Raw genomic sequence first — 20,443 nt, 5'->3', positions numbered from 1 at the left:
CAGTCGATCGGCGCGCCGTAAACCCTGTGCAAAAAAGCGGGCTTCGAGCCCGAACCATTTATCTGGGAACGGCACGCGCGGATCTCATCATGGCCTGGCTGCAACAGCGGCCCACTTGCAAGAGGCCGGATACATTTGTGCAGACAGCATCGTCCTGATTAAACGACCTTGCACGGGCGGGGCGGGTCATACATTTTTTGACAAAAGCTCGCGAAGTGCTGCAGCATCCAGCATCTGTTCGGCCAGGAGCTTCTTCAGCTTGGCATTCTCCTCCTCAAGCTGCTTCAGCCGCTTGGCCTCGGAAACGTCCATGCCGCCATACTTGGCCTTCCAATTATACAGCGTGGCTTCCGAGACGCCGTGCTTGCGCGCGAGATCGGCGGTCTTCGCACCAACCTCATGTTCCCGCAGCACGCCGATAATCTGTTCCTCAGTAAACCTGGCTCGCTTCATCTGTCCGTCCTTGAGAAGGCCGGACTCTAACTCCGCGTGGAGGAAATTTGCAGGGGCAGGTCAAGTTCACTGAACGTTTTCGTTCTTCAGCGTAGGGTTCGGACTGGCCGCTTGAGGATTGGACCAAGACATTCCCGCCGCGGCAACAGTCGCGTAACGCTCTTTGCTGCGGCTGCTAGGCGGAGCACCGCGGGATAGCCCATCAGGCACCGTGCCCACCAAAGCTGACTTTTGGCGGCCGCGCTGTCGGAAGTCAGGCAGCCGGATCAGGGCGGCTGTTTCGAATCACACAGTTCGCTTGCCAAGCTCGGCGAAGCCTCCTGCCCGCGAAAGAGGACTTGGTACGAGCCTTGCTTGCTGAGGCGCAAAACCATGTGCTTCGCGCCAGTCGACGGATTACCTCCGCTCGGTGTCGGTTCCAGACATCGGATGTCTGCAACCGTACAGGGGGGGAAAACAACAACATGCAACGGGCGACATCCATAATCGTCGGTCAAGGAGACATAGCATGTCCGGTGCTGCAGGCGCATTTCTGTTGCCTTCAAGCCGCTCACAAAGGCCGGTTTCCGATCAGCTCAAGCACATGGTGCCGAAGCTTGAAAACCGTGCACAGAGGGGGTTCGGCGTTGCCGCATCTATGCATGAAGAACGGTTTCAACATACAAAGTCATGCCGGCCAGCAGGCAAACTAGCAGATGTTGATTTCACTGAGCAGGACGCGCATTCCAGGCCGCATGTAGCTATAGCACACGTTCGCACTCCCTCTCACAGGGAGAAGAGTGACGCCGACTTCCAGCCCTTTGATAATCATAAAACCTCCCGCCGTCGTTTGACGGTTTGTTTGAACGGGGCTCTGGTCAACGCTGATGTGCCCTTTGAAGTCTGCTTTCTTTGCTGCCGCGGGGACATGAGGGAATCGGTCTTGATGCGTTTACGTTCGAGATGCCGCCCCGTTGGCCGGCAAAAACGCGCAGACGAGACTTCGAATAGATTGATCGCCGATCTCACCTCAACGAAAACGTCTGCAGCATGAGGCCATGATGAAACCTGCTCTTGTATTCGATTGGAACGGCACTCTCCTCGACGACGCCGACGCCTTGCTACAAACGACGAACACCATTTTGGACCGCTTCGGCCGAGCTGCCATCGACATGCACACTTTTCGGGATCATTTCGATGTTCCACTTTCGGTTTTTTACCGCAATCTAGGAATGTCGGAGAGTGAAATCGAAACGGTCGATAGCCATGACAGCGCTATTTTTCACGACACTTACGAACCGCTGGCGAGCAAAGCCGAACTGCGCGAAGGCGCGCGCTGCATTTTGGAAACGGCACGTCAACAAGAGGTTCCCAGCATTATTGTTAGTAACCATATAGTCGATCCCCTTATTACCCAATTACGAAGACTTGGAATCGACGATTGTGTCGCGGAGGTTCTGGCTTTTGAAAGCCGCGCTACTCAATATAAAAGCACAAGCAAAGGAGAGCGGCTTCATCTGTATATGCGAGCATACAATCTGAACCCCAGCTCAACGTTCATCATCGGGGACATGCCGGTCGAAACGGATATTGCACGCGAACTTGGCCTGATCAGCGTAGCCATTACGGGCGGATTTGTTTCCGAGACGCGTCTGCGAGCGGCGCAGCCGGATTATCTCATCGAGGACCATCATAAGCTGCTGCCCATTCTGCAGGAGCGTGGCGTTTTTCAGAACTCATAACGACGCAGAGCATGACTGAAAACCTCTACCGTCCATGTCTTCCTGTTCTCCAGCGAAGCCTTCACACTGATGGCCGAAGCATCGGCTCTGGACGGACGAGGCCCAAACGAAGGTGCGCGCCTAATTAGTATTGGCCGATAGGGGACTTCGCCGTTCGAGTTTGTCAATCTGCAACCTGAGGCAGTCCGACTCAACACCCATTCTCCTTCCAGACGGGCCGGTGTTGAAGACGTAAGACCCGCGCCGAGAAATTTCCTCTTGTCGGGAGCGCGCTTGCCGCGGCGCTGCCGTCGAGTTCTTATCCAGGAGCGTTAGAGCCTCGAAATTGTGCAGCGACGCGCATGCCTGATAGCGCCCACAAAGCTGCCCAGATTACTCGCGGACCGGTGCGGCAACTTCCGCTTCAAGCTTTGGCTGGTGCTTGAAGATCGCGTGGATCAAAGCTTGCGGCGGCTGCTCGGAAGCCTCCACCAGCACCGCTTTGTCAGCGCGCGCCGAGGGAGCGAAGACTCACCTGATCACGGTCGGCGAGACCACATTTGGAATGGTCCTCGAGACCCGCGTCCTGTGCGTTCCATTTCAAGATTGGCGCGCGGGCGGCTCGTAGCGCATCCGGCCATGGCGCCGCGGCGAATCTGGTGGTGGCCTCGAGAATCGTAATGAGATACGGGCTGGTAAGCAGAACCTGGACACCGCCTTCGGCACGTCGTTCCGTTTGGATTGTGCGCACGGTTAGGTCTAGTGCTCTGATCTTGCCGACGTAGGTCAGCCGTAGCATCCCAAGCCGCTTCGCAATCCGGGTCCCACCTGGGCGGTGTCACCGTCGATGGTTTGCTTGCCGGTAAAGATGAAGTCGGCGGTCCAAGCTCCTTACGAACTTTTCGGATGGCGGCTGCCAGTTATCACCAGGTATCAGAACCAGCGAAGCGCCGGTCAATGAGCAGAACGGCTCGATCGGCGCCGAATGTCAGCGCCTTGGGTACAATCGTCGTCCATCAAGATGCTCACGCAGCATGGACATCAAAAATAAGATTGAGGCGGATCGCCACAATGACGGCTTGGATCCGGCTGGTCGCGCCCAGCTTTCGCATCGCGTTCTTAAGATGAAAGTTCACCGTATTCTCGCTGATTTGTAATATCCTCCCGATTTCCCATGACGATTTGCCCTCTGCCACCCACCCTAGACAATCTAATTCCCGCTGTGATAGCGCAACTCTCATATTGCAGTTATCTTCCGCCGGACGTGTGATCTCCACACAAGCGGTGTGAAAGTGCCAGGCTAGTGCGTTCAGATGGCCTTTGGAATGTTGCGGATCGGCATCGTCGAACCGAGATGCAAACGATACGACCGATAATCGACCCAATGGCCCAAACAATGGTACACTCATGCCGTGCTTGAGACCGGCCTCTCTGGCCTCGTCAAGTACGCGCCTTTCGTCGGGCTGTAGTTGATATTGCTCGGCGAGTTGATCCCACAGAAACGGCCGCGAAAGCGTCGGTGTCCGCCGGACCACCGGATCGATTTTGTGGTACTTTCGCTCAAAATATCGTTCACACCACTCGGGCGGCCACTTAACGGCCACGGCGGGCGGCGGATACTCCGGTAGGCGAAGTGGCTCCGCGAAATTGAGCGCTCCGTAAGAGACTTCGCTGAAGCCTTCGTCGCTGGCACAGCTCACAAGAAGCTCGAAAAGCGATCGGAGCGATTGCGTTCGCGTCGCGCATTCGGTGAAGCTGAAAAGATCCATTTTGGGCGCCTCAGCGGGCTGACCCAAGAGGTCGGTATTGCGCCGCTCGATTGAGCTTGTTTTAAGCGGAGGCAAGTTCCAATCCGTCGCCGAGCCGCTCCGCGGTCCCGAGCTCAACGAGCCCGGTGTCACCGCGGATGTTCGGCTTGCCGGCGAGCATGAAAAGAAATGGGCCAAGGTCGTGCACGATCTACGGATCTGCATCGTCAGCCCCCAACTGATCTTCACCGCGCCGGCACCGACGAGAGCCGGGTCGATGAGCAGCCCAACAGACTCGTCGCGCAACTTTGGCTCCTTGCATGAACAATGCGCGGCGTCTCGGTGGCTTAGTCGCACGCCTCCGACGCGAACAATTCCTAAGGGTTGACCGCGACCGGCCCTCGTCGTGCAAGACGATGTTCGTCGGGGGGATACCCCGATATGCCGGCGGTCGGAAATTCTGCTTGGTGCAGAGGGCACTTTGCATACGCATCTCCGGAAGGGAGAGAACCTAGGGATGAGAACAGCAAGGGTCGTACCAGTTGCACCGCTCCAAAAAATCGGGTTTAACGACAATGACTTGAGAGAATTGCGATAGCTGCCTCGGGCGCGTGCGTTGAAGAATTCGCGACAACAGGAGGAAAGCCGACAGGCATTTGGCTTAATTGTTCGTGATGATTGCCTGATTGGCTTTTTCTCTTGACGTGTGACCGGTGCCCCTTGTGCAAGGCACCGCTGAATCGCTCATTATTGCGTGTCGCTTGCCAATAAACTGAAAACGAGCGAAAACGTTCAAGGACAGCGCATGCAGGCTGTCTGAATCCTCTGTGAGCCGAATCCGCTCTGGCCGACCAACACATGCACTTCTGAGGCACTGACGGGAGATGAGCGCTCGTCTGTCTAGTTGCGCGCCGACGCTTCAACTTGTCACTGCCGCTGTTAGCGGCTTACCGACGTTTCTCAGGACAGCGGCGCGGCAGTTGACAAACATCTGCTTCGTGTAATTCTCGCCGAAGTAATCCAGTACGAAGGTGCCTGTATAGTCCGGATCATCGCCCACGCTGCGGATTAGGCTGTCGAGAATCTCGCCGATTTCGGGAATGCGCTCGCAGTAACGGGCACGGAGAACATTAACAGCGTTCATCGAGTGAACTGCCTCGTCGGCAACCACCTCTCTCAGGCAACGAAGGAAGCTGCTGCCAAGTCCGGCATAGAACTCTCTATCCGCAGCATAGGCGCGGCAAGTACACATCTCATCAAATGCGATCATAACGATCAGAGAGAATTCGTCCTTCAAGTATTCATTGATTGCAGAAAAACTATGCGATCGAGCCTCCAATCTGTCTCGAAGATCTTTTTCGGATTCACCAGCGACAAGCTCCATGATCCGGATGAAACTATCGGTGTGACGCTCTTCATCCGCGGCCCAGGCACTAATAAACGCCTCAGCTTCGTTGGTGGCGATCAGATTTCGGTTGAACACTTCTTGTTTTAAGTGCCTCGCGTCGTATTCAGTATACAACTCTGGCCACAACTTGTCCCGACGTCCGCGCACAATCGATGGTCCGGCCGTGAACATGGCCGGCGTCAACTCATCGAAAATGTCTTTTGGATTCCAGTTCCGTCGAATCGGCGCAATCATCCGACTGTCCTTCTCTGTGAGCAGCCTGGCAGACGGCGCTCGCAAAGCACACTTGCTCCACACCAAGTATGCTGTCGCCCCCTCGTTTTGGTGGGCAATTTCGAGACGCAACTCATCAAACGGTTTGAAACTCGCGATCATCAACAGAAGCTCATGGGGACGGTCAACGTTTTATAGTTCGCGTGTAGTGTAGGCTGCGGCACATCCCATCGCTTTCTTTGCAAACCGCTCCCTTTGCTTGCGCGGCAGGCGAACTGGGGGTCGCGGCGGCTTCCCGGCGGTGGCCGGCCGCAGGAGCTTCGCTCGGATGTGAAGGAGCATGAGCCAAGCTGGGACCATCAGCTATGACGGGTAAACCGGACTTGACCTCCCAACGCCTTTGAGCCGCCCCTTTTGACCCGATCCAGGCGTTCAGCCCTGACGACATCGTTCGCGGCATGGCGCCCCGCGGCTGCCAAGGAGATTCTCGAACTCCATTTGGAGCGGCCTACGCGTACCTAACGAATATCGTCGCAGGTGGCGGTGGCGCGCGATGCTCCACATTGAATGATTTCACCTCGCATGGAGTTGCGAGGGGTCGGCCTGCTTCTGGAGCAGCAAGCCGAGCTTGCGTGCCTTCTTCCTTACTGAGGTGACATGGCGATCGAGCCCCGGCTATATCGAAGGCCACGCGAATGGTCAAAGCAGGAGGCGCAGCGATTGATAGCTCTCGCGCGTCAGAAAACCTGCGCCATCGGACCCGGTATCTGGGTTGGACTCCGCCCGGCGCCGACAGTGCGGTCGCGATGTGTCTCTCTGTCCTAATTCCCACATTTGCGAACAAAAGCGCAGCCGTTTGTCGCCCCTCGGACAGACGGGCCAAATCCGCTCGGCTCCAACTTCACTATTGGAAGCAGTCATCGGTTGGGGAGACGAAATGGAACATTTCCTATTAATTGAAATGACGCGCGACAAACATGTCGAGCGGTGCAAGCAGCGGGCTGTCGATCATCTCGACCGAGCTGATCTTAGGAACTCGGTCGCCTCGTTTGTGCGCAATATGAACGCGCTTCCCGATTGCGAGTTGCCAAACTACTTGGCAATGCTTGGCGGTTCGCTTCTGACGGCGAACGATGCGCTCGGCCGGAGAACGCTCATTGAAGGATTGAGGTGATGGTCCGATGATCAAGCCAGCGAGGGTCTGGGCCCGGTCAACTTCTTGGGGAGGGGATGGCGCACTACCGAGCTTACCTTTTGGATCACGACCGCCACGTTATAAGCGTGGCCAATTTGCCGTGTGCCGACGAGCAAAAAGCACAGGAACGTGCTCAGCAGCTAGTTGATGCCAACGACATCGAGCTATGGCAACTCGACGGACGTATTGCGGTGTGTTTGAAGCCGCCACAAGCCGAGCCTCGCACGTGGCAGGACAGGCAAGACCGCGGCGCCCTACAGACAAACGAAACGTGCGTGAAAGTTAAGCGCGCGTCTCAGTCATAGGCTTCGGTGATTGCGGATCACAGGCGCGGGATAGCTGGGGAAGACGCTCGGCATGGGCTGCAAGTTGCCGACATAGCGATTGAAACGCGGAAGATGACTCTTGAGCACTCCGACACGGAGCAGGTTTGCGGGCGCGGTCAACTACCAACCCTCGCAATTGATCTAGATGACGGAAGCATGTCACCTATCGATTGATGAAATCGGCCGGTCTACACGTTAGGCCCGTCATCACAAGGAATTGGCATGCAAGACCGATTAGCATCTGTTCGCGCCAACGGCCCTGATCAATCCGCTGGTTCCTCACCTGCTGAAATTCTGCGGGCCGAAATCTGCTGCCGCAGAGAGCTATCGTTCCTCATGGAAGCGCATGATGGTCTCTCCGCCGCAATCGCTGAGCGCGCGGGGTTCAAAGGCCTCTGGGCGTCCGGCCTGTCAATTGCCTGCTCCCTGGGCTACCGCGATGCCAACGAAGCGTCGTGGAGCCAACTCGTAGATGTAGTCGAGCGGATCGTGGACTCGAGCGGACTGCCTGTGCTCGTTGACGGAGATGGCGGCTTCGGGAATTTCAACAACGCGCGCCTCGTGACACGCAGCCTCCGTCAGCGTGGAGCAGCCGGCGTGGCGCTCGAGGACAGTTGCTTTCCGAAAATGAACTCGTTTGTTGGGCATCGGCACCCCCTCGCCGATATCGACGAATTCTCTGGCCGCCTCCGGGCAGTGAAGGATACAGTCGCGGACGACTTGATCTTGGTGGCAAGGATCGAGGCGTTGATTGCTGGGCATGAGATGGACGAAGCACTTTCGCGCGCTCACGCCTACGCCGACGCGGGAGCCGATGCGATCCTCATTCATTCGCGAAGGAGCACCGCGGACGAAGTCCTTTCGTTCGCGCGCGCTTGGCAGAACAGACTGCCGGTCGTGATCGTTCCGACGAAATACTATCTAACACCGATTTCTGTATACCGAAAAGCCAGCATCTCTACGGTGATCTGGGCCAACCAGTCTATGCGAGCGGCGATGGCGGCAATGCGTCAAGTCTGCGGTCGCATCATCGCTGAGGAAAGCACCGCGAGCATTGAGCCGCACATCGCTACTCTCGAGGAAGTCTTCGAACTGTTCAAGTACGACGAACTCGCCCGTGCGGAAACGCGATATTTGCGTCCCGACGCTGAACTGCGCAAATAGGGTTTCGTCGACACAGGAGCGCATTTTCGTTGTCCACCTACTGTCCTGGATTTCCTCCTAGCTGGCCAAGTTCGACTGCAATCTCAAATGCCTAATCATTGCACTGAGATGTCCTGAGATAGCGTAGCCCGCCTCACTCAACCGAAATGCGCACTTGGCCATCTCGGCAGCTCGAGGCACCGGACCCAGCGCCTCCCTTCTCTCTGGTGAAAGGACCGAGGAGAACCATTTGTCTGTCTTAACGCTTGGGCTCCATTTTCAGATGGCTCCGGCAGACCTGATTTCGCTTCAGCACGCCTAAGCTGGCGGAAGAAGTCCGTCGGTGTTTCACCTTAGAGGCGCGACGAAAAAGGAACTAAACTGTGACCGATGCTCCCAAGAACGCCATCATTCTCGCCGCTGGCTGCGGCTCTCGCCTGCGTCCTCTGACAGATCTGCGGCCGAAGTCGCTGGTCGAGGTCAACGGCACTTCGATTCTTCACAACGCTCTGCACAATCTGGAATCTGTCGGCGTGGAAGAGGTGACGATCGTGGTGGGTTACCGCAAAGACGCCATTCAATATGCCTGCGGTAGCAACTTTGGCGAACTCAAAATCAAATATGTCGAGTCGACCGTCTTCGACCGGACCGGAAGCGCCTATTCTTTGTGGCTGGCGCGCGACGCTCTTCTCTCCGGAGACTGCTTTCTTCTCGAGGGCGACGTCTTTTTCGAAGAGGATGCGCTGCGACACTTGATGGTCTGCCGCGGGACCGACGTAGCTGCAGTCGTTCCCTTCGATGATTCAATGGAAGGGTCGGCCGTTCTGTTGTCGCAGAACGGCTTCATCTCAGGCTTTCGATTGAAGCAAACCGCGGCAAATCTTGTTGCGGATGGCCCAAAGCTGTTCAAGACGATGAACCTTCTACGGCTTTCAGCGCCGACACTCAAGGCAACGATCGTTCCGACACTGGACGAAATCATCACCGCTGGAGCTAGGCAGACCTACACCGAAGAACTTTTGGGTTATCTGATAGCGAGGCGAGGCCTACAGCTCGCCGCGGCGCAATGCGACGGCCTCAGCTGGTACGAAATTGATGATGCTGACGATTTGGAGATTGCCGAGCGCATTTTCAAGGACCGAACGAATGCCAACGCGGCGAGACGTCATTTGCAAACGAGGTGAGAGTTCAATGCTGAAATACCTTTGGGATCCAGCGAACGCGATAACGATCACAGGTCTTCTCTTTTCCTCCGCCAGCCTGTTTTTAGCTCTCTCTGACCGCCTGGAGCTATCTGTGGCAGCGGCGCTTTGGGCTGTTCTATCGGACCACCTGGACGGGTTTGTGGCAGGTCGCACCAAAGGTCGGGATCCAGATGTCGCAAAAATGGGAGCGAGCCTCGACGGCTTTGCAGATATCGTCTATGGAGCCGTTGTGCCTGCGGCAGTTGTGGTACAAGTCAGCCAAGCTTCACAAGTCGCGTTTGCGACCGCAACCGCTCTACTGGTGACGGGAGCAATAAGGCTTAGCTACTTTGCGAACTTTGGCAGGTCGCGTGATAAACGGTTCTTGGGCATCCCCTTATCGTACGACGTGCCGCTCCTGGCGCTTCTATTTCTTTTTAAGCCTCTTATTCCTGCTGAAGCATTTCCGGATTTCGTGAACATTGCTTTCTTGCTGCTCGCTATAGCGCATGTCGCGCCTCTTCGCGTGCCACCACTCAGCGCAACAATGTATACGGCAATAAGCATCTTCGCCGTCGCGTCATCGGTGCTTTTAGCCAGTCGCTCCTTTTGATGGCGGATGGAAGTATGATCCAGCGACTGGCCTTCTTGGGCTTGCAGGCTTCACTTCCATGGAGGTCACATGATGACGTGTAGTCTCGCCAACCCCGGCGTGCACCAGACTTGTTGCCGAGAACATCTCCGCACGGATCGGCACTGCTCGATGCTTGTTCGCCGGGAGCTTGTCGGGAGATCGCGACGATCCTACGATTTTCGTTTGCCCTGAAACGTTGAGCTAGTCGCACTCATGAACAGCGCAGCACAAATCGCCGTATCCCTTAGGCCGGACGAGGTTTCTGACCTGGTCAACCGATTCCCCGGCGGCTATTGGAAATATGACATCAAGGACTTCGTCCTTCTGGTAAATCCATATTTTCCGCCGCAGGCGTTCCTTGACGAACTTAAGAACGCTCTACCGCGGCTTATTACTTGCTATCCCTCTCCTAATGCGCAGCTGGTCCAGCTTCTTGCGGATGCGGTGAAGACGCCGGCTAGTAATCTTGTCATTTGCAATGGCGTGGCTGAACTGATTCCCATCCTCCTTGGCCGACTGGGTATGCGGATTGCTGTCCCGGTCCCAACCTTCAATCCCTATGAAACCACCGCCTTGCCCGGGCGGTTGTCACGCTTTTTCCTGTCACCGCCAGATTTTGAACTCGATGTGCACCGCTATGCAGCATTTGCGCGTGCAAATGGTGTCGACGGCGCAGTCGTGATATCGCCGAATAATCCCACTTCGCGGATGGTTCCCTATGCGGATTTACTATATCTGGCTTCCGCGCTTCGAGCTCAACAGCAACTCCTACTGATCGACGAGTCATTTATCGAGTTTAGTGAGCTCGGGCGAAGTGCAAGCCTGGAAAATCACTTGCTGGAATTTCCCAACGTGATCGTTCTCAAAAGCCTTGGAAAGATTTACGGGACATGCGGTTTACGGGTCGGGTATGCGGCATCAGCAAATGTACAGACGATGGACGAAATTAGAGCCGCCCTCCCCACGTGGAATGTTAATACGTTTGCTGAGTTTTTTCTAAGCAAGCTTCCTCACCTGGCGCACGCTGCAAAGCAGAGTTGGGTGAGGGTGGGCAGCGACAGGGACAAACTATACGCAGACCTGCGCAGCATCGACGGAATGAGAGTTCTGAAGCCCGACGCAAATTTCGTGTTCTGCGAACTCCCGCCCCATTGGCCGGATGGGGACGTGATCGCCCAAACACTTTTAAAAGATAGACGGATATTGATCAGGCACAATGGCGGCAAGACTCTTCAGAATGGTAAACGATTCTTGCGCATCGCAAGCCGCACTGAAGACGACAATAGGCTTTTGGTGGAAGCACTGAAAGACTTCTCTGATTAGCGCAACCGACGCCGGTACTAAGCCTTCTCATGGCTGATCCAGAAGGAAAGAAACTTTAGTTGGGGCCAGAGCTGCAATCACAGAACACTCCATTACTCGGTCGAGCGGAATCAAAGCAGATCAAGGCCCCGCGGCAACCACATCGCGGTTCTCTTCGCGCCGTCGGCGACCACAATCTTCCAGCGCAGATCGGCTATGTACAGCACTCTTCATGCTTACCTAATCTGGTATGCGACACAAGAGCGCGTCCGCGCTGGCGGACGGAAGTCCGCCACGCTCGACTAATAAGGCGCGAAACTTGCCCCATCGGGTCACATGCCCGTCCTCAAGCCACGCACACTGAGTCTGCTGTCCAAGTGCGAGCGTCGTTCTCCCGAACAAGCCTCATCATTTCCACCTTCGCGATGTTCTACCTCGCCCACCGGGCGTTGACCGTCTGAAAGCGGGTTCTCCCGATTCTCGGAACGAGGTATCTGCATTAAGTCGTCATGCGCTCGTCTATTGGTGTTGCCATCTCGTAGTCCGCCTGCCTCAGGCCGCGAGCGACAGCTTCCGTTCCTTGTAGTCTCGCCCCCGACAATCGATAATCCTTGGTAACTCCGTGTCCCGTTGCGCCCCTTGGCCGACGCGATGCCGAGTTCGGCCAGGTGCCCGCGCAGTGCATTGCTCAACATTGGTAGGCTGGCGCACCAGCGATTGTCGAGTCCGGTGCAGCATCAAAACGGCTGCTGCTCCGTCGTCTCTTGACCGGGACAAAACGCATCGACGGCCGCGTCACAACCTCACAGATTGCAGCCGCATCATTCGCATCGTTCTTACTGCGGTTGAGGTAGGCCTTCACATAGCTCGGAGGTGTCAGTCTGACCGTATGTCCAAGCGCCTGAAGTTCGCGGCCCCAATGATGCGCTGACGGTCATGCTTCGATCCCAACCAAACAACGTGGCTACTGGCAAAAATACTCCAGCACCTTTGCCCGACTTACCCGCTTCATCAGGACCGCGCGCGTGACATCGATCCGATGCACCTGGAACAGCGACTTCGCCAAATCCAGACCAATCGTGCTAACCTCGCCCATGGACGCCTCCCTCAACGGGCAGAATCACGCTTCCCAGCACGCCCGGCATGTTCCGGCGGTACCAACTTGGTCGGCTTGGCGATGTCAGGCGTGCTGAGCAACATCGCCGATGTCCCGACTGGTCACAAGTATGAACTGCAGATGAGGCAGTGACGACCATCTTCGAGACCGGCCGGTCCAGTGGCCCGCCGCAGCCTTGAGCAGCGGCATGCCATCGAGCGCCGGTTCGTCGGGCTCGACCAGATACGTCAGCAAGGCGCCAGGTGTATTGCGTTCGAGTTTAGCCAGATCAGCGCGGCGGTGGTGACGATTACTCACAGTGATACCTCGTCGTCTCCCGCAATCGTTTCTGTCACCCACTTTGTCGTCGTAGCAAGCCATCTGGTGGTGCCTTGCGTGGTGGGCGTGGCGCGCGGCGGTGCATCATGCTGTAACGCTAGCTGTAACGCCAAACGCTCGCGGCATGCGCGCGTTCTGCACGCCCCCGAACAGAACCGCGAGCTGGAGCGCTGCAGCGTTTAAGCCCTGCCGCACTGCTCGCACTTCCTGCACCGTTCCGGAGGACTCTCGCCCTCGTCACGAACGTGGAAGACACGGCGGCTCGTGTGTTTGGGCATCGAACCTGAACTCACGACGACGCTCCGGCAAAACACCCAGACGCTGGGATAATCGACGAGCAGCGGTGGGCTGACGTGTGACTGCTGGCTCGCCTCGATTCAGAACGGCACAGCCGGGGTCAAAATCTCAAACAAGGTAAATGCCGCCAAGCCCAACCGCTCGGCGCCCCAGAGGGAGCGGCTTGCGTCAACATCCGGGAATTCTGCGGCCGACAAGCGGCTTGGAACCACTTCCCGATTGCAAAGTTTTCCTGTTGCCCTTTGCCAGCGGGTGGCTGCCTTTCCCACGCGACGGAGGATGTGTCCAGCGTAGTGGAGGCACACCTCGGGCGCTTCGCTCAGCTTCTTCGACCAGATCTCGAAGATCTTCCAACTCTGAGAGCTGAGAAATGAGTTCACTAAGTCGTCGAGCACAAAAGATTGGGCGAGAGCTTCGCATAATGTCCTCCCCAGCACAAAAAGAACTATCAGGACGGCTCCGTCGCCACGCGGCACTAAGGGGGAATGCAGGAGCTATCAGCTCCCCCTGACAACGACTACCAAGTCGATTGGGCTTTGCCGGAGCCATTCCTGGACGGATGGTGGGCTTCCTCCTAAGCCTCTCCAAACGCTGGCTTGACCAAGAGATTGATCGAATGCTGGTGGACTACCCACCGTGAGAAGACACCTGACAGCCCTGTCGGACTATTCTTATCGTGGCCATAGCCCATGCAACAGAAGGGCCGTTCGCCAATGGACGAATTCGCGATGCTTCTCGCCGAGCTGGACCTGTGCAAGGCGGAATTTCAGCACCTGCAGAACGAACTCAATCTCGCGACCGGCGCCGGGCCGACCGACATAGTAGCGCTTCAACACGCGGCCCGCCGGATGAGCGGCATCGCAGCCCGCCTCGAGGCTTTGACGCGCGCCATCTCGAAAGGTACGGCCAGCGGAGTACATTGAGCACTCCCCTCCCTTCCCTTGAAGGGAGTGAAGGCAACCGTCGAGAAGGCGACCTACGAACGCCATTACGGGGCTATGACCCGAATCGGGAAGAATAGCGCCACAATCACGAGACAAACGCCAAGTCCAGAGATCGCAAGGTTCATCGCAATCCAAAACTGATTCAGACGTAGAACACTCAGTTTCGGAAATTCTCGCGTGTTGTCATCATCCGCGATCCGTCTGATGCTTCTCAGAGGTGACCCTGGAAGCAGCGCATCATGGGCATCACGATAGCCCCGTGCGCGCCGCGTGTGTAGCTGTATCCGCTCGTATTGCTTCGCGGAAAACACTGCTCCGAACATGCCGAGCAGAACGAGTAGCAGTGCAGGCGGCAGGTCCAAAGGACTCAGCGTCTTGTCCGAAGTCATGAAGGCGATGACTGCGCCCGAAATGCCTATGAATGTAGATGCTACCGCCGCTCGTTACGTCTCGTGATGACGCGCTTGGATCGAATTCTCTGAGTACATTTTCCAATGCGCATCGCGCAAAGTGGAGTCGTGTTCATCAGGCACTGGACCCTCCCGGCGTAGGAGCGAGTTTCCCAACAAATGAGACCACAACATTAGCAGAAATGCCACAGGTTGATAGTCCCTATGTGCTCACCCCTGAAGGGAGTCTAGCCGAAAATCTGCACCGGAATAGCGCCGCTGTTATTGGGGTCCACCCGTATACTTGTCAACCGTCGACATGAGCGGCTTCGGGGCCGACAGATTGAACATCAGCCCGAACCGACCATCGGGACCAGTCTTGTCCGGCTCGTCGATCAGCTCGTAGAGATCAATCCACTCGATGAACGAATACTGAGAGAACCTCGCCAGCATCGCATCCAGGTTTGAGTTGCAGGCCGACATCGACGCCGACGTCGAGGTGTTGACGAACGTTGAGTCGTAGATCTCGGCGCCGTTCATCTCATTGATGGCGACTGGAACGCCGTAGCTCGACAGCTTTGTGAACAGGTTGAAATTGGGACGAACTCCGCCCCAGTAGTTCGTCGGGTTCACGCCGGCATGCTCGTAATAGTGATAGCCGAGCACATCGACCTTGACGCCATTCGCCTTCATGAAGTCGATGTAGCCGAACATCGTCGATGTGGTGCCGACGATGCGCCGAAGGTTTCTGCCGGTGTCGCGGCGTACCTGCTCGATCGCGTCCGACATTCCACGCAAGAGATTGGCGAAGTCGACCATCGACGGATATGCAGCGAACTCGGCAGAGGTCCATCCCTTGCCGAACAACGGAGAGCCGTTGGCATCACGGACGGTCAGATTGATCTCGTTACCAAGTTCCCAGTCGCCGACTGAAGATGCGAACTGGCGAACAAACGCCAGGGTCCGATTGTAGCCCTGGGAGTAGATCGCAGCAGCGTCGCCGGCAGGATACTTGCCGGCATCGGTCTTGTCGCCCCACATTAGCGGAAGCGCCAGAACAGGTTCAAGAGTGACGCCATAGTTGGCGGCGAGGCCCACGATCGAGGTGAAGCGCGTCGCTACCCACGGATCAGTGTCAGCCGCCAGAGGAATGGTCAGGCGGTATCGCTTGAGTTTATGTGCGGCGAGCGTCTTGAAGACGTCCTCGTCATTGATCTGGCGGTACGCCCCGGAGGCGAACATGGAGTGGCCATTGACGCCGATTTGAACTGTCAAGTCCTGTTCCTTGATTGCGCGAGAAAAGAAGAGGATGCCGTTTGCAGCAGATCTGATTTCGGGCGCGGCGGGGTAAAGGAGGAGAAACCCCCCGCAGTCGGGCCGCAGCAGTCGGCCGGCGCTCTGTGCCGCCGCTCTCTGTTCTGTACTGCGACTATGGTTGTATTTTGGCCTACTCTCCCCTGAGGGAGTGAACGCTAGACCTGCCGCCCGTATGGGTAGGTAGCCTCAACTTTCGGCGAACGATGATATTCGCGCCGTGCTAGCTTTCGGCATTCCCGCACGGTTGGCGGAGGAAGCGGACCGGCACCTGACAAAGTGCAAAGTTCAATGCGGCTAACAATGTGCGCTGTTTCACAAAAGTGCACAGACTGCCGGGCTAAAGTCATACACGCTTACTTTCCCTCGTACGTTGCGCCTGCACTATTTTTTGGCTTTCATTGTTTTGTGTTGGAGGCATTGATGAAGAGCTCTCGCGGTCTCCTTTTTGCCCAGCGGTTGAACGAACTCAATTCTCGGCTCTCAGAATTGGAAGAACTTCGAGAGCGGATCAAAGAAGCGGAGCGACGCGCCTGCGGTGCACCGTCACTACAATCGACACCAAAGCTCCGAAGTCTCGCGAATATCGATATCTGTCCTGACACTCGTAACCGGGCACGCGCCGCTTCTATGCGACGGACTTCCCGAAGGGCGCGACCGGCGCCCTAATGAAGTGGCCGGATTCACCTATGAAAATGCTGGAACTGGAGAGGACTGCGACGCTGCGGCCATTCCAATCGTCCAAGTATTGCGGGTCGCCCCATGGTTTCAGCCGATCAGTCGAACGAGAACACCGTTGTCGCTACGCAGTTGCCGATCGCGGGCAATTGGCGCCTTTTCGAGTGGATTTGGGGAGTGAGCTTTTTCCTCAGCATCATGCTGGCGATGGCGGGATGGCTCTACGTGCTGGGCACGCTTTCCATCAAAGTTGTCTATTGGCTAGCTTCCTAGCAGCTTCGCGCGACGCGCCCATTGCCGTGAAGATTACCATTAAAATTTGACCGAGATTTTAGAACCGTCCTTCAGCGGTCTTCCGGTACGCTGTTCGAGCATTCATCAGTGGAGGCACTCATGAGATATCTACCTGACCATGGCCTGCCCCTTGTTCAACTCAAAGAGCGTCGCCGCGAATGGTCGTGGCGCTGCAGAGCCGCATCGGCCCGATCAGCGATGACGAACTGCAGAAGATTGCAGCCATACAGCAGACCAGCTCAGCTTTCGAGGATGTCATCGCAGATCTCGACACGGAATGCCTTGATCGGGCGGCTTGAGACGAGCCAATCAGGCTTGCGCACGCCCCGGATCTGGATAAGGATCATGCCGCTACCGGCTCGCGTATTGGGTGGCCGCCCCACCTTTTATTAGGACCATTGGCAGGCCGCCGTCATCCCCAGGATGACGGCGGTATGATTCAGGGGCGACGAGCTAGCCTAGTAGCGCGAGCACTCTCAATGCCGCGCAGCCGATCATTCCCCAAATCGCAAGGCTAATCAGCAGCGCATCGCTCATCGCGTCCATCCTGCGTATCCCCTGGTGCAGAGTGGCGGTGGTTCGAAGAAGTGACCAGAAATTCCCGTTGTGCGCCGCAAGGCCAGCACGTACTCGCCTCCCAACGAGAGAGCCAATACCCTGAGAGAGTGGAAGGACTGCCATCTGCGCGAACCAGATCGCATCGACAGTCGCGCAGATGACGACAATCTTACGCAATAACCTTTACGAACAAACTATGCGTCTACTTACCGAGGAGAGCGAACCGCATGTTGCTAGCCAACATAGATTCAGCCAAAGACTAACACTGGCTGGAGGCAAGGCCGAGGGAACGGCTGATGCCAAGAACTATCCAGGAACAACTGGACCAGGTGGAACGTGATATCAAACTTTACACTGAATTCGATAAGGCCGAAAAAGCTCGCTTCGATCGCGAGTGTTACCTCTGGACCGCGGAAGACCGCATCGAGTGGCAGGAGACGCAGCTTTCCAACGCTCAATATCTTCGCGAACTAAACGACGAGCGCGTTGCGTTGCTTAAGCCGCTAAAGGGGTGAGCGGCTGTTGGCGCAGCGCGGTGCCCTGAAGGGAGTGGACCGCCTGTCCTGAGGGAGTGGACGGTTGGCGAGGGGGGATTTACGCTGCGATTGTCCAGCCGAGAGGAACCCTAAGTAACTTTCTCACGTAAACACTTCTAAGATGGCATTTTCGGAGAAGACCCATGGCCAACGCGAACCTCGCAAACCCGTTTGCCAGCTGCTCAATGAAGCTGAAGCGCGCTCATTCCCATACGGAGGCTTTCGCGAGAGAGTTTAAGGCACTCGACGGGACTGATTTTGCTGCAATCTATGTAAATTATAATCGCGCCAGCGGTGATTTTCGACCTTAAGTGGAGCGGATCGCAGCCCTTCATTGTCGATCTACAACTCACCGTCGCAGACTCGCTTTACAATCCTCGGTCGGCATTGGACCAAGCAGCATGTGTATGCGCAGAATTAGGCGGCCAAGCTGCAGACGGAACGTACTTCCCCCATGGGAAAGATGCGGCACATTTCGAAAAGAATTTAGAGAAGCAATGTCGCAGGGTACCACAACATTTCGTGCAGATTATTCGTGAATGCGAGCCATACTGTGGGGCAAGGGATACCTAATCCGTGCCCTGCACGAGCTAAACATCGTAGACAAGCATCGCCGTCTTATCCAGCAAGATTTCGCGATGCAAGAGGTGCATATCGATCAACAAATCGAATCGACCCCCGAAGGTCTTGTCATCCTTCCGCCCGTGCATTGGAGCAGCGAAGCGGCCGCGAAAGATGAAGACACCATCGAAAACTCAAAAGACGGAGTGCGTTTTAGCTGTTCGCTCTCGTTTGGAGAAGTCGAAGTCCTCCGAAGCCGGCCGGTCGAGTAGTGATGGAAGAAATGGCGGCCTGCGTTCAGCAGATTATCGAAAAGCTAGGAAAATCCGCTCTCTCGCAGCCATGACCATACCGAAATGCCTGCACCTATGTGCTTCGTTTGATGCACCGCCCTGGGAGATTGTTCTCGGAAAGGCACTGTCCAGAAGGGAGTGGACACAGCTTGCTCAGGGCTCGTAGGATCAAGCACTCAGGAGAGGCCAGATGCCTGTTGCAAAGCCCTTTCACCGGAATTTTCGAGGAATCGCAGATGGACCGAACTCGGGTTACAGCAGCTTGGCCTACATCCTCGATCGCGACTACGCGAGAGACGCCGAACATTATGTTCGTGCACTGACACTGATCCAGGACGATCTTCGTTCAATATTCGAATACGTCGAACCAAGCGCCGAGTGCATGAGCGCCTACTCGTTCCGGATCCACTCGCTCTTCATGCGGACCTGCATCGAGATTGAAGCAAATTTCAAGGTGATCCTAGCCGAGAACAATTGCAGCCGCAGCGGCCGGCAATTGAATATGGTCGACTATCGAAGGGTAGATGCTACACACCACCTGTCGTCCATGTTACCTATTTGGAGCGGTTCGCCGCCGACCTTGCGACCTTTCGAACAGTGGCGACCTCTACGTGGACTTCCGAGTCCCCACGGAAAGGGCGCCCCAATTTCCTGGTACCAAGATTACAACGCCAGCAAGCATGGTAGGCACGATGCTTTCAAGAAGGCTAATTTGAAGAATCTGATCCTGTCCGTCGCCGGTCTGCTGGTGATCGTCACGTCTCAGTTTGGTGCACACGATTTCGGCGCTGGCACACCAGCAATTGTTTGCTCCAACGGCTATCAGCCGATGCGCGCTTCGATCGGCGAGCTATTCAGAGTCAACTATCCCACCGACTGGGCCGAAGATGAAATCTACGACTTCAACTGGTCGGATATCAAAGATCACCGAACCGGTTCGGGCGCATCGACTTCGACGCCATACCCGCTTAAGCGACGTGACGCGCGATGGACGATGCACGAATAGTCAAACTAGCTCTTCGATTCAGCTCGCCTCAGGCCCAAAGCGCTCAACGAGGCGGCCAGTGTCTCTTGAGCCTCTTGCGTCGTGTAGCTGTCTCGCGTCGTCATGGTTACGATCAGAGCTGCCGCTGCCGCGATAGCTTCTGCTTCACTGACTGGCCCAGCCACCCCCTGCACAGGCCAGATCGCAACTGGCATATTGCCTGGCAAACTCTGAATTACCGAGAGTTCGCCGCCGTCGTAGGGACGACCGCCAAACCAGTACGTTGCCGCATCGCCGATGTCGCCGCTTTGATTTGCCGGCTGGCTGACATTCTGCGAGACGGCCGGATTGTCTCCTACCCAAAGGGCGAGCACGACGTTGATTGCGTTCTTGTTCGCAGCAGAAATAAGAGTGACACCATAGTGAGCGGTCATGATCAGGGGTTCCTTCGCGACATGAGATAGGAGGCCAGGACCGCTGGTTTGGTGGCACTCAGTGGCTTGGTGATAAGAAAGGCCGCTCCGATCCCGGTCCAAAGTTTGTGGAGTGGCGAGCGCGCGAGCAAACAGAGCGACGCGGGCTGCCGCCGTTGCGGGCGTCCCGGGCAAGCTCCCTTCCTGCGCTCCGTCCATGAACAGCACAGTGCCAGCGGAGCTATAGGCCCCTCTGATCACCCGGCGTCCTGAGAATAGCGTGGTGCCGCCGACAGAGACGTTGCCGCCGGTTCCGAAAACCGTTCGGCCGTAGACTGGCGGTAAGCGCGAAGCCGATACCCTTGCTTCAGAATTCGAATGAACGTGCGAAAGAAGCCTCCGGCTTGGACGGAGGTTTCGGATGGGATTGGACAGCAAAA

Annotated in this window: 19 protein-coding genes and 3 pseudogenes; 15 read left to right on the top strand and 7 right to left on the bottom strand. The window is 56.4% G+C overall.

Annotated elements, in window-relative coordinates; genetic code table 11:
- Positions 1-195: 195 nt before the first annotated feature.
- Positions 196-453: pseudogene (locus IVB36_RS06590) on the bottom strand (transposase); the annotation flags it as partial.
- Between the two features lie 508 nt (positions 454-961).
- Between IVB36_RS06590 and IVB36_RS06585 the strand changes: the two are divergent.
- Positions 962-1,486, top strand: coding sequence for a hypothetical protein (locus IVB36_RS06585; RefSeq protein ID WP_247391023.1), 525 nt, complete (start codon positions 962-964; stop codon positions 1,484-1,486).
- A 4-nt stretch (positions 1,487-1,490) separates the two neighbouring features.
- Entirely contained in the window at positions 1,491-2,174 is a 684-nt protein-coding gene (locus tag IVB36_RS06580; protein WP_247391021.1) for an HAD family hydrolase, read from the top strand.
- 372 nt (positions 2,175-2,546) lie between these two features.
- On the opposite strand, the pseudogene IVB36_RS06575 reads toward IVB36_RS06580, so the two are convergent.
- From IVB36_RS06575 to IVB36_RS06565, 3 genes and pseudogenes are all read right to left on the bottom strand, one after another.
- Positions 2,547-3,157: pseudogene (locus IVB36_RS06575) on the bottom strand (nitrogen fixation protein FixA); the annotation flags it as partial.
- 21 nt (positions 3,158-3,178) lie between these two features.
- Positions 3,179-3,922, bottom strand: coding sequence for a LuxR family transcriptional regulator (locus IVB36_RS06570; protein WP_247385650.1), 744 nt, complete (start codon positions 3,920-3,922; stop codon positions 3,179-3,181).
- 898 nt (positions 3,923-4,820) lie between these two features.
- Positions 4,821-5,684: a hypothetical protein gene (locus IVB36_RS06565; RefSeq protein WP_247391018.1), complete on the bottom strand. Its 864-nt coding sequence runs from the start codon at positions 5,682-5,684 to the stop codon at positions 4,821-4,823.
- Positions 5,685-6,459: 775 nt separating this feature from the next.
- Between IVB36_RS06565 and IVB36_RS06560 the strand changes: the two genes are divergently transcribed.
- The 5 genes from IVB36_RS06560 to IVB36_RS06540 all read left to right on the top strand — a co-directional run bounded on the left by IVB36_RS06560 (position 6,460) and on the right by IVB36_RS06540 (position 11,327).
- The gene (locus IVB36_RS06560) at positions 6,460-6,696 is read left to right on the top strand and encodes a hypothetical protein (RefSeq protein ID WP_247369702.1); all 237 of its coding nucleotides are present in this window, start codon (positions 6,460-6,462) and stop codon (positions 6,694-6,696) included.
- 638 nt (positions 6,697-7,334) lie between these two features.
- Entirely contained in the window at positions 7,335-8,207 is an 873-nt protein-coding gene (aepX, locus tag IVB36_RS06555; protein WP_247391031.1) for a phosphoenolpyruvate mutase, read from the top strand.
- 362 nt (positions 8,208-8,569) lie between these two features.
- The gene (locus tag IVB36_RS06550; RefSeq protein WP_247391016.1) at positions 8,570-9,370 is read left to right on the top strand and encodes a phosphocholine cytidylyltransferase family protein; all 801 of its coding nucleotides are present in this window, start codon (positions 8,570-8,572) and stop codon (positions 9,368-9,370) included.
- 7 nt (positions 9,371-9,377) lie between these two features.
- Positions 9,378-9,983 carry a CDP-alcohol phosphatidyltransferase family protein gene (locus IVB36_RS06545; protein WP_247391014.1) on the top strand — a complete coding sequence of 202 codons (606 nt, stop codon included), beginning with the start codon at positions 9,378-9,380 and terminating at the stop codon, positions 9,981-9,983.
- 234 nt (positions 9,984-10,217) lie between these two features.
- Positions 10,218-11,327, top strand: a complete 1,110-nt coding sequence (locus IVB36_RS06540) for a histidinol-phosphate transaminase (protein ID WP_247391013.1) — start codon at positions 10,218-10,220, stop codon at positions 11,325-11,327.
- Between the two features lie 647 nt (positions 11,328-11,974).
- On the opposite strand, the pseudogene IVB36_RS06535 reads toward IVB36_RS06540, so the two are convergent.
- Positions 11,975-12,402: pseudogene (locus tag IVB36_RS06535) on the bottom strand (transposase); the annotation flags it as partial.
- A 180-nt stretch (positions 12,403-12,582) separates the two neighbouring features.
- Here IVB36_RS06535 and IVB36_RS06530 point away from each other — a divergent pair.
- Together IVB36_RS06530 and IVB36_RS06525 are read left to right on the top strand one after the other, a co-directional pair.
- On the top strand, positions 12,583-12,924 hold the full coding sequence (locus IVB36_RS06530) for a hypothetical protein (protein ID WP_247391011.1): 342 nt from the start codon (positions 12,583-12,585) through the stop codon (positions 12,922-12,924).
- A gap of 803 nt (positions 12,925-13,727) precedes the next feature.
- Positions 13,728-13,961, top strand: a complete 234-nt coding sequence (locus tag IVB36_RS06525) for a hypothetical protein (protein ID WP_247391009.1) — start codon at positions 13,728-13,730, stop codon at positions 13,959-13,961.
- 692 nt (positions 13,962-14,653) lie between these two features.
- On the opposite strand, the gene IVB36_RS06520 is transcribed toward IVB36_RS06525, so the two are convergent.
- Complete coding sequence (locus tag IVB36_RS06520; RefSeq protein WP_247391006.1) at positions 14,654-15,646, bottom strand: hypothetical protein; 993 nt, start codon at positions 15,644-15,646, stop codon at positions 14,654-14,656.
- 801 nt (positions 15,647-16,447) lie between these two features.
- Here IVB36_RS06520 and IVB36_RS06515 point away from each other — a divergent pair.
- From IVB36_RS06515 to IVB36_RS06490, 6 genes are all read left to right on the top strand, one after another.
- Positions 16,448-16,636, top strand: coding sequence for a hypothetical protein (locus IVB36_RS06515; protein ID WP_247284135.1), 189 nt, complete (start codon positions 16,448-16,450; stop codon positions 16,634-16,636).
- Between the two features lie 179 nt (positions 16,637-16,815).
- Positions 16,816-16,956, top strand: coding sequence for a hypothetical protein (locus IVB36_RS06510; RefSeq protein ID WP_247284137.1), 141 nt, complete (start codon positions 16,816-16,818; stop codon positions 16,954-16,956).
- A gap of 555 nt (positions 16,957-17,511) precedes the next feature.
- Positions 17,512-17,730, top strand: a complete 219-nt coding sequence (locus IVB36_RS06505) for a hypothetical protein (RefSeq protein ID WP_247391004.1) — start codon at positions 17,512-17,514, stop codon at positions 17,728-17,730.
- Positions 17,731-17,894: 164 nt separating this feature from the next.
- The gene (locus IVB36_RS06500) at positions 17,895-18,062 is read left to right on the top strand and encodes a hypothetical protein (protein WP_247391002.1); all 168 of its coding nucleotides are present in this window, start codon (positions 17,895-17,897) and stop codon (positions 18,060-18,062) included.
- A gap of 228 nt (positions 18,063-18,290) precedes the next feature.
- Positions 18,291-18,584, top strand: a complete 294-nt coding sequence (locus IVB36_RS06495; protein ID WP_247390999.1) for a hypothetical protein — start codon at positions 18,291-18,293, stop codon at positions 18,582-18,584.
- Positions 18,585-18,795: 211 nt separating this feature from the next.
- Positions 18,796-19,611, top strand: a complete 816-nt coding sequence (locus IVB36_RS06490) for a hypothetical protein (RefSeq protein WP_247390997.1) — start codon at positions 18,796-18,798, stop codon at positions 19,609-19,611.
- Between the two features lie 5 nt (positions 19,612-19,616).
- Here the strand turns inward: IVB36_RS06490 and IVB36_RS06485 are convergent, their stop codons facing one another.
- On the bottom strand, positions 19,617-20,024 hold the full coding sequence (locus IVB36_RS06485; RefSeq protein WP_247390995.1) for a hypothetical protein: 408 nt from the start codon (positions 20,022-20,024) through the stop codon (positions 19,617-19,619).
- Between the last annotated feature and the right edge of the window lie 419 nt (positions 20,025-20,443).

This window comes from Bradyrhizobium sp. 35 (assembly GCF_023073215.1).
Classification (GTDB): domain Bacteria; phylum Pseudomonadota; class Alphaproteobacteria; order Rhizobiales; family Xanthobacteraceae; genus Bradyrhizobium; species Bradyrhizobium canariense_D.
Note: the sequence above shows the minus strand (reverse complement) of the source record. Positions and strands in the feature narration are given on the sequence as shown.